This window comes from Rhizomicrobium sp. (assembly GCF_056722145.1).
The window spans coordinates 1-9676 of the sequence record NZ_JBWZET010000196.1 but is presented as its reverse complement, the minus strand read 5'-3'; the positions used below and the strand labels follow the sequence as shown (position 1 = coordinate 9676).

7 protein-coding genes and 2 pseudogenes are annotated in these 9676 nt (G+C 64.1%); 3 read left to right on the top strand and 6 right to left on the bottom strand.

What is annotated here, in order from left to right; translation table 11 throughout:
* From AC1P6P_RS10225 to AC1P6P_RS10215, 3 genes and pseudogenes are all read right to left on the bottom strand, one after another.
* Positions 1–401: pseudogene (locus AC1P6P_RS10225) on the bottom strand (DNA primase); the annotation flags it as partial.
* A 58-nt stretch (positions 402–459) separates the two neighbouring features.
* On the bottom strand, positions 460–2562 hold the full coding sequence (locus AC1P6P_RS10220) for a ParB/RepB/Spo0J family partition protein (RefSeq protein ID WP_481402337.1): 2103 nt from the start codon (positions 2560–2562) through the stop codon (positions 460–462).
* 174 nt (positions 2563–2736) lie between these two features.
* Positions 2737–3933 (bottom strand): DUF932 domain-containing protein, encoded by a 1197-nt coding sequence (locus AC1P6P_RS10215; protein ID WP_481402336.1) that lies wholly within the window; start codon positions 3931–3933, stop codon positions 2737–2739.
* 214 nt (positions 3934–4147) lie between these two features.
* Here AC1P6P_RS10215 and AC1P6P_RS10210 point away from each other — a divergent pair, with 214 nt between their 5' ends.
* The 3 genes from AC1P6P_RS10210 to AC1P6P_RS10200 are packed head-to-tail and all read left to right on the top strand — an operon-like array spanning position 4148 to position 6695.
* Positions 4148–4429, top strand: coding sequence for a hypothetical protein (locus tag AC1P6P_RS10210; RefSeq protein ID WP_481402335.1), 282 nt, complete (start codon positions 4148–4150; stop codon positions 4427–4429).
* Complete coding sequence (locus AC1P6P_RS10205; protein WP_481402334.1) at positions 4429–6015, top strand: caspase family protein; 1587 nt, start codon at positions 4429–4431, stop codon at positions 6013–6015. The genes AC1P6P_RS10210 and AC1P6P_RS10205 overlap by 1 nt, the downstream gene beginning before the upstream one ends.
* Positions 6016–6047: 32 nt before the next feature.
* A complete protein-coding gene (locus AC1P6P_RS10200) occupies positions 6048–6695 on the top strand; it encodes a hypothetical protein (RefSeq protein WP_481402333.1) in 648 nt (215 codons plus the stop codon).
* A gap of 7 nt (positions 6696–6702) precedes the next feature.
* Here AC1P6P_RS10200 and AC1P6P_RS10195 read toward each other — a convergent pair whose 3' ends face one another.
* The 3 genes and pseudogenes from AC1P6P_RS10195 to AC1P6P_RS10185 form a co-directional block, all read right to left on the bottom strand.
* Positions 6703–8097, bottom strand: coding sequence for a hypothetical protein (locus tag AC1P6P_RS10195; protein ID WP_481402332.1), 1395 nt, complete (start codon positions 8095–8097; stop codon positions 6703–6705).
* 29 nt (positions 8098–8126) lie between these two features.
* A complete protein-coding gene (locus AC1P6P_RS10190; protein ID WP_481402331.1) occupies positions 8127–9443 on the bottom strand; it encodes a hypothetical protein in 1317 nt (438 codons plus the stop codon).
* Positions 9443–9676 (bottom strand): annotated as a pseudogene (locus tag AC1P6P_RS10185) (hypothetical protein); the annotation flags it as partial. The pseudogene AC1P6P_RS10185 and the gene AC1P6P_RS10190, both read right to left, overlap by 1 nt.

The following is a 9676-nucleotide window of genomic DNA, read 5'->3' as shown; positions in this document are numbered from 1 at the left end:
ATCGGCTGCGACATGGCGAACAGGCGCCGCGCTGCTTCCGGTGATCCGGTTGGAGCGTTCGGCGTGCGCGCTCGCGGACGGTCCGGCTCCGGTTCGGGACGTGGCAGACTGAGGAACGAATGCGCCTCATCGGCGACGTCCTTGAAGTCGACCAGGCCGCAGCTCTCGCGGATCACATCGAGCAGGTCGCCATGTTCGCCGGTGGCGGCGTCCGTCCATTTGCCGGCCGGCCCTTTCACCGACTCTCTGAGACGCACGAACATCGAGCGGCCAGGCGCGTTCCGGACGTCGCCCACAAGCCAATAGCCGCCCTCCCGCCGGCCGGAGGAGAGGTAATGGCGGCACACGGCCTCGGCTTGCTGCCCAAGGCGTTGCGCGAGATCACGCACAGTATCGGCCATGATAGTCCTCGAAAAGAAAAGGCCCGCCGTCTCCGGCGGGCCTCGTTGCGCTCGACAGCTATTCGGCCGCGATCATCGGCTCGCCGGTATCGTCATTCTGAGCGACCGGCTCGTCTTCGTCTTCCAGTAATTTTTCGCTGGACTGCTCTGGAGTTTCGTCGATCGCAGATTCTGGCACCAGCTCGTCTCCAGTCGCGCGGACCGGCGTGCGAAGCGGTTCGGGCAGCCAGCCGGTGTCGGCCAGCAGCGTTTCCGCCTCGGCAGCCATGTCGCCCTTCTTCAGGTGCTCGATCCGATCGGCGGCGCGCTGGTCTTTCGCCTGAGCCACCGCCTGCAGGATGCGGGCCTTCGTCACTCGGCCGAGGAAGTTATCCACTGTCGGCTTCCACCCGGCGGCCGCCATGTCCAGGTCGACCGCCCGCGCGAGGCGATCGGCATGGGCGAACGCCCGTGGGCGCCGGTTCCAGGGTTCGTACACGGCGTTCACCGAGAGGCTGACGATGTGGGCGAACAGGCCGGCCTGGCTATCGCCGTCCCACTCCTGCAGCGCGTCCCAGAGGTCGGCCGACTCCTTGGGAAGCGCCTTCGCCCAGCTCTCGTGCCGAGCCCGGATAGCCTCGGCCGATGCGCTGTCGTTCAGCCCCGGCGCCTGCGTGCCGAAGCTGACGCTCTTCAAATCGAGTTCGAGGCAGCTATCCGAGCCGTAGTGGTAGAACGTCTTCAGCGTGAGGACTTGTAGGGCGGCGAGGAAGGCGACGTCCGGCCGTTCGCCGAGCGCGTGCCGAAGGGCCAGTGTGCGATGCGAGGTCAGCTCGGTCATCAGCCGGTCGGAGATAGGCGACAGACCCTCGTCCTCCTCCGGTTCGGCTACGGCCTCGGTCATCACGATGGCCTCGGCGCCTATGGAGCTGGCGGCGACGGCTTGTTCGTCCTCGCCATCCGCGGATAGGTCGGACTCGGGCTCGGGCTCGGGCTCGGTCGCCAGCTCGTCCTCGGACCGGATATAACCCCGCTCGACGCGAAGCTGGCCCTCGGCGCCGATGCTGACGAAGGCGCCGGCACGGGCGACCTCGGCGGTGTCGAACACCACGGCCCGGCTCTCGAAGCCCTCCAGCGCCGTTTCCAGCTCCGACAGGCGCTCGTCCACCTCGTCCGGCAGTTCGCCGGCGTCCTGGTATTCCTCGGACAGCCGGTCGAACTCGGCCTGGAGCGCGTCCCGGGTCGCCTCTTCCTCGGCCGTCAGCGCGATGGTTTCGCCACGAAGCTGCCGCAGACCAAAGGCATGGCCGTAGGCGAAATCGGGCGCGACTTCGATCCACTTCCAGCCTTCGGCGGAGACCGCATCCGATTCCGCCTTCAGCTTGTCGGCCACCATCTGGTTGACGAGTGGGACATCCTGCAGCCAGCCGCCATCGTCGCCCTGGAACAGGTCGCGCAGCACGGTGCCGCCGGCCGCGACGTATGCGTCCACGCCGATGAACTGCGCCCGCTTGTCCGAGGCGCGGACGGCACCCTCGGTCAGCATACGCCGGATAACGTAGGGCTGCTTGTCGTGGGAGACCTTCAGCCGCTCGAACACCTGCTCCTGGCGCTCATGGTCTCCAGAGACGGTGAAGGCCATGAGCTGGTCGAGCGTCATGCCGTCCTCGGCATAGACATTGAGCAGCGCTGGCGAGACCGACGCCAGCTTCAGGCGTTGCTTCACCACGTTGACCGAGAAGAAGAAGGCGGCGGCGATCTCCTCCTCGGACTGACCCTTCTCGCGCAGTGCCAGGAAGGCCCGGAACTGGTCGAGCGGATGCAGCGGGGCGCGCTGGACGTTCTCCGCGAGCGAATCCTCCTCGGCAATGCCACCGTCGCGGACGACGCACGGGACGGGCGCGGTCTTGGCGAGGCGCTTCTGCTTCACCAGCAGCTCCAGCGCCCGGTAACGCCGGCCGCCGGCCGGGATCTCGAACATGCCGGTCTCGATTCCGGCCTGGTCGACGACCGATCGAACGCTGAGGCCCTGCAGGAGGCCGCGCCGAGCGATATCTTCGGCCAGTTCTTCGACCGAGATGCCGGCCTTCACGCGTCGAACGTTTGACTGGCTGAGCACCAGCTTGTTGAAGGGAATGTCGCGCGAGGGCGAGAGGGTGATCTTCTGAACGGCGGTCGCCATGGGATTATACTCCGCGACGGGCGGCCGAGAGACTCTCTCTGGGCCTCCAACCCGTCACGAAGCGCAGCGCCGCCCTCTTCCTCTGAAGGGCAGCGCCGCGAAACCGACGATCAGGAAAGACGGAAAGGCACGAAGCCGGAGACACGCTTTTCCGCATCTCCGGCTTTCCGGAAGTCAGGCCGCTCGGTCGAGTAGCTTCTTCGCGCGCGCCTCCAGGTCGAGCCGGGCGTCCTGATGGGTCTTGTCTCGTGCGACGGCAGTGATGCCCTGGACGAAATCAAAGACGCTCTCGGGCTTGCGGCCTTCCTCGGCCATCACCGTCTCGATGATCTTCGCCGTCTCGGTCTTGGAGAAGCCGCGCTTGCGCAGGAAATCGCTGCGGTCGTCGTCGGTGCGGGCGACGATCTTTTCGCGCGCGGCCCGGATGCCATTGACGAAGGGCATCGGCGAAGAATTGGCGAAGCGGGTCAGCGCCGGCGCCGCTTCATGCGCAAAGCGTGAGGCGGCATATTTCGAGTGGCGGATGGTGATCTCCTCGAAATCCTCGACGCCCCAGAGATTGCGGTTCTGGCAGACGGCGCGGAGATAGAAGCTCGCCATGCCAAGCGTCTTCGCGCCCACCTCTGAATTCCAGCAATAGAAGCCGCGGAAGTAGAGATCGGGCGAGCCGTCGGGCAACCGCCCGGCCTCAATCGGATTGAGGTCGTCGACCAGGAAGAGGAAGACGTCCCGATCAGAGGCATAGAGCGTCGTCGTGTCCTGGGTGATGTCGACGCGCGGGTTGTAGATGCCCGTTGTCCAGTCGAGCACACCCGGGACCTTCCAGCGCGTGTCGCCCGTGCCGTTGCCGGCAATGCGCTGCACGGCCGCCACCAGCTCATGGTCGAAGATGCGCCCATAGTCGGGCCCCGTGACGGCGCGCAGCTCGACGCGACCATCTTCGATCTCAAGCGTCTTCACCTGCTCGGCCCGATGCGAGGTCAGGCCGTATTGCAGGTTGATGCCGGCGAGCGGCGCGGGAAGCTGGCGCAGATAGGCTGCTGGCGCGCCCACCAGGCCGGCGAGCTGACCGAAGCTCCAATGGGTCGGCGCGATTGGCGCATCCGAGCCGGGCAATATCAGCGCCAGGCGCTCGGCGTCGTCGCGGCTCGCCTCCACCCGGATCGCCGCGCTCTGGACGGTTCGGGTGCGGCTCCGCTCGGCCCGTCCATGCACGGCGGTGTAGAGGTCCGAAAGGGAGAGGTAGCGCTCGTCCGCTGGCCGCGAAAACCACTCCGACGATACGCGGCCAATGCGCTCGCCCCGGCTTACATCCACCTTGTAGCCGCTAGCGCGGCCGCGAGCGGCATCCAAATTCTCCACATGAGTCATGGCTAGTCTCCATGACGGGCGCCGGAGGCCTCTCCTCCAGCCGTCAACCCGTCACGGCGAAGCCAGGCCGTCCTCTCACTCTAAAGGACGATGCGGGGATCACCCGCAGCAGTCGGCGCAAGCAAAAAAATGAGCCGACTTCGACGCGGCTGGTCTTGAAAAATATACAGTGCCACTCGAACTCTGTGACCGTGACGCTGTCATAGGATCGGTCATGGAACAAGCAGCTGCGGTCCGAGCGATCGCGGAGGAACTGAACGGTGGCGAACGAAGCGGTCGGAGCACACGTCTCGCCCGTCTCATGGGCGCTTCCGTGGCGACCATTCGATCTTGGGGCGCATCCGGTGCCAGCGAGGAGCGGAAACGCGCCATGACGCCGACATCGCGGCGCTTGCTGTTCTTGCTGCTGGTTCTGCAGCGTGAAGGTCACGACCTGGACGCGATCCGCTCCGCGGCCAGGCGGCTGGAACGCGAATATCTTGAGGAGGACGCGTGATGGCGCGCAAACCCGTGCCGGCGCGGACCCGGCCAGTTGACGGGGATACTACAGCGGCGCGCTTCACGCGGGTCGTGGCTGTGATCGTTGGGCTTGAGAATTATCGCAAGCCGAAGAGCGGCGACGCGCTGCCGTCGGTGGCGTATGCGCGCGCCGATGCCGACGCGGTGAACGAGGCGGTGCAGGAGATCTTCAAGGGTCTGCCGGCGGACGATGTCGAGCTTGAGCTGATGACCGACGCCGATGCCAGCCTGGCCGCCGTTAAGGACCATCTGGGCTACACGATCCGCAACCTCTCGGCCGACGACCTCTTCGTCTTTTACTACGCAGGACACGGATTCCATGGCGCGGGTGGGAACCGCCTCAGCACCTACGATACCAATCGCCTCAACATAGCCGATACAACGCTCTCGATGCGCGGTGCGCTGCTGGAGCCCTTGTCCCAGAGCGCGTGCGAGCAGGCGCTGATCTTCATCGACGCATGCGCCGAGCCCTTCCGCGACGTCGTGCAGTCGCGGGACGTGATCGGGAACCTTGACCCCGACGAGGTCGAAGAATTTCTCGATAGCGGCTGGTATCTCGGCGCCTTCCTGTCGTGCTCGCCGGGGGAAAAGTCCTACCCGTCAAACGCACTGGGTCACGGCATCTGGACGCACTTTCTGCTGGAAGCGCTTGAGGGTCGCGCACCTGACGCGCTCGCACGCGATCGTTGGCTTACCGGCGAAAGCTTGCAGAACTATCTGCGCCAGGAAGTGCCGCGCTACATCACCCGAGAGATGTCGATGCGGGCGACACAGACGCCCCAGGCCATCTTGTCCGCATCCAACAGCTTTCGGATCCACTATGTGCCCCAGCCGCCCGCTATACCTGCGGACGCGGCGCTTGCCGGCATTCGGCTGAAGAACAACACCGAGTATCTGGAGGGAACCGAGACAGGGGCAATCCGGAGCCTCAACGGCTTCAGCCGCGGATATCACAAGGTGCCCGATCGGCTATCGGAGTCGGCTGACGGCTGGTGCAATCGACTGCTTGCCGACACGGTCGCGGAGGAGCTGCAAACCCTCTACCAAAATGCGCGCGATGTTCTCGGCCTCAAGCGAAAGGATCTCAGGAAAGAGGCCGACACGCTCGATGCGCCTGCTTTCCGCTATATCGTCGTGACGGGTCAGAATCCGGAGGACCCGAGTGAGTATTACATCACGCGACGGCTCGAGCTTCGGCAAGGTTGGGCGGCGCATCGCGAGGCTCTCGATGAACTTTTCTCGGACGAGTTCCAGCGGCTGGTGGTGGAGTTCGACAGCATGGAGGACTCCTTCGATGCGCTGGTCGATCGGCTGGAGGATATCAGTGAATCGTCTGGTGGCGACGTGGACGACGATGATCGTGATCAGCGCGTGACCTACAGTCGGGACGGCGCGAGCTTCACCTTCGACCTGAAAAAGCGGCGTGTGGAAATTGCCTTTGGACGCAAGAGCGCCCTCGACCTTGTCGATGCGGCGCGGCGGTTCCAATTGGGCGTCGGTCGATCCAGCCCGATGTTGGCTGGGCCCGCAACAAGGCGGCCCAGCCGCGACGATGACGAATAGTGTAGTCGCCGATCAAGAGAGCGAGCAGACGTATGGATTTGGACTTCATCCAGATTGCGATTTCGGCGCGGCTCGCACATGGCGATCTCGTTGTTGCGGATAAGGCGCTGGAAGCCGGGCCGGACGATCACGCCATCCGCTTGGTCCTTTTGAAGCAATTGCTTGTTTCGTGCGCGAATGTCGCCGACCTGGAAGGGATAAGCCGGGGCCTCTACAAGGATCACCCGGAGCTCAACGAGATCATCTCGACACACAGGCGCGGGTTCGAATTCGCGAAGTACATGCGAAACATCGCGGTCGGCCACGTCAATCCGGCGCTCTGCCGGAAAGCGATCGAATGGCGCCCTGAACTGAACGCGGTGCTCGCTGCGCCCGACGCGGGCGCGGACGCGTTTCTGAGCTACGCCATTCTTGAAACGGCGATCAACACCTTCGTCGACGGTGAGCGCCACAAGGTTTTCGAGAGCGACACAGACCTTGCTTACCCACCCGATCTAACGCGCTTTCTCAATTATCTCGGCGAAACAGTGCATGCCGGGATCGCCTATTGTTCGGCGCTCTCCGCCATTGCCGTAAGTCGAGCAGAGCTGCCGGACTACCGTGAGAAATGGTTCGATTTGGCGGCCAAAGCCGGGCAAACAGAATTTAAGTTCATCACGCGAAAGGGCGAACAAGCTTAGGGCGCGCCTATCCTTCAGCTGCGGGGTAATAGCCTTTCGGCGCTCGAAGCTGGGTGATCGATGAAATCACCGAATTCGCCCAAATCGTGCTGCATTCCACTTCGCCGCCGCGCTCGAACCAATGCGTCGCGCCGGGGATCAAATCGAATGGAATAGGATGGGAGGCGAGCGGGTTGTGAAAGACCTCGAGTTCCTGACACCAGGCTTCGCCCCATGGCCATAGTGCGTCATACTCCTGGCTTCCCACTTCCAGCTCGAAGTCGATCGGTTCCAACGCGCCCGGCGTCCGATCGAACAAGATGCCCCGACGGATCATCGACAGGCCGGGCGGGCGCCATCCGGCCAAAAAGCCCATGCGATTGAATTTCGCCAAGGTGCCGGCGTTGCTGAAGAGAACGGCGGACAAATGCGCGAAGTCCGGGTCTCGAAACAGTCCGGCCGGGATCGCGTTCTTGCCCGTGAGATTGGATATCGCCGTCCCGACAGCGCGTCGTTTCGTGCCGTCGTCTTCGACATCGGCGCGAACGCCGTAGAGATAGGTTGGCAGCGCCTCACGGCTCCACACCATGGAGCCCGAGCTGTGGAAATCGGCGATCGCGATGGCGAACGGATGCCCCTGCACGTGCGACAGGCCGTGATATTCCCGCTGCAACTTTCCTCGCAGCGTCTTGGCAAATCGTTCAGCCGGGGCGCCGGTTAGCCGCTCCATTCGATCCGTGGGCGCATGAACCCAATCTCCGATGCCGCCAGCGCGCGGGGTTTCGGAGTTCGCGGTCACCGCCTCCACCCAACAGGTGACGCCGTCCTTCTCGATTTGAAAATCGGGCGAAACGTGATCTTGGCGGACCTGCAGGCCTTGCTCGCGAAAGCAGGCAAACAGGTAAAGCTCGAAGAGCCGCGACGCGAAGTTGTTGGTTTGCAAGTCGGGGATGAAATTTCGATCTGGCCGCGGCAGGGCGAGATAGCATTCTCCCACCGCCATCAGCGCCGGCAGATGACTTATGGACTTGATGAGCAAGTCAAACTCCGGGGAGCTTCCACGCGGCCCGACCTCGATCAACAAGGGCCGTCGGCGGACGCCAGGTGCGAGCGGTTCAGGCGGATCACCGCCGCGCATGTCGACGCTGAGCGCGTCGAGGGCCTGTTCGGGCACTTGGAACAGGCCGCCTTTTGCGACGCAGATCCAACAATGATCGACCCGGCGTCGCATCGCGATCGTGCTGAAGGTCCCGCCCTCCTGGTCGAGGAGAATCGCGCCACAGGCGCCGCCGCGGCCGATTTGATATGCGGCGAAAATGCTGGCGGGGTCGAAGTTCGGGCCACGGTCGAGCGACAGGGCGTACAGCTCGAACTGCCGCACGCTGATGGGCTTGATCAGGAGAGATTCTGTTTCGGCCGGCATTCGCGATCACACCATCCTGCCCTGAGGGCCTACAAGTAGGGTGCGCCACGCGTAAGGAGGTCGCTCAGCACGTCTGCGCGCGGTCGCGGCCCCTTGAGCGCCAGGTCGACCAGGCCGCGGGATACGCCGCGCGCCAGGCTGCGCGCCATGACGCGCTGCTTGGTCGACACCTTCTGGAGCCCGGCGCGGCCGTGGACGAAGGTGCTGCGCAGGTCGAAGAGATCCTTATAGGCCTGCACGCTTGCGGCGTCGTTCAAGACAGCCGCGAGGCGTGCCGAAACGCGATCCGTGGCTGACGAAACCGCCTTGTGCGGGTCAGGCTTGGGCCGAAGCCATTTCTTGTGGTCCATCTCAAGGCCGACGGCCGCTTCGATGGCCGTCATGTGCGCCATCACCTCGTCCATGCCATCGGCGAGGAAGGCCCGGACGAGAAAATGCGCGATAGGCGTCTCGAATAGGTCCATAGCCCGTGCCCCCTCAAGCTCTTTCCAAGCATCGTCGGTGAAGAGCGCCAGACCCGCCGCCGCGTCGTCATCCAGTGGCAAGACCGTCGGACGTTCGAGTTCGATGTCGCCCCCCCATTGGTCCTGGACGATCCATGGCTCGAGGGTGAGGCTATCCGCGCTCGGGGGTGGAGACGGGCGAATGAAGAGGTCGTCGTCGGCCGTGTAAATCCAAGGCAGGCGAAAGCCTCGCCAGTCGACCTCCTGCATCGTGGACCACCGTTCCCACGGCGCCAGCAGGAGAAAGAACAGCGCTCGTTCAACCGCCGGCGGAAAGCGACCGAGATGGGGATCAATCTCTCCGAAATCTCGATCGAACGGCATGTACATGAAGGGGGCGGCGCGTGCTTCAGGGCGCGGGTCGAGCGCGATTTCTTCCTCCACAACCAACCATCGGAACTGCGCCAGGCGCTTGGGATCGAGCGACTCATTGTGAAAGTTGCGGGCGAGCCGCGGGGCATTGAATAGCCCCGCCAGATCATCTGCGGTGAAGTCCGCGACGTGGGCATTGCCGAACCTCAACACCGGCATCTCGTCCGCGAGGTCGAGTGGGCATAGATGCCGGCGCAGCGTGGTCCTGCGTCTGTAAGCGTCATCCAGTGCGTTCGCCGCGGTTTCGTGGTCGAGGCTCAGCGCGGCCTTGTTGGCGGGGAGATGACACGGCAGCCCCAGTGAGCGGAGGGCGGTGCTCAACGCGAACACGGGTTTGCCACCGCCGTATTCCGCAAGGCACAGCTCGCTCAGCGCAACGAAGGACGGTGAGGCCAGGAGGTTGTCCGGGCCCGGCCGTGGAAGTCGCCAAACCGCGTCGACGGCGGCGATGAGCGATGCACTTGCCGCCATTAGGCTCGTCCTGCCGTGGTTGGATGGAACCCGATGTTGGCGGCCTCGGCGAGGTAGTGCCGGTAAGCGAAATTGATGAGGTCTCGGACCAGTTCGAGGAGACCGCCCGTTGGCAGTCCGTCGAACGGATCGCCATGGGCCAGAGAGTTTCGACGCTCGGCAAGGGTCGGGCGTGTGTCGCCGGTCAACTGACCTAATGCCGTACCTCCGCAGCGCACGACCATGGGAATCTG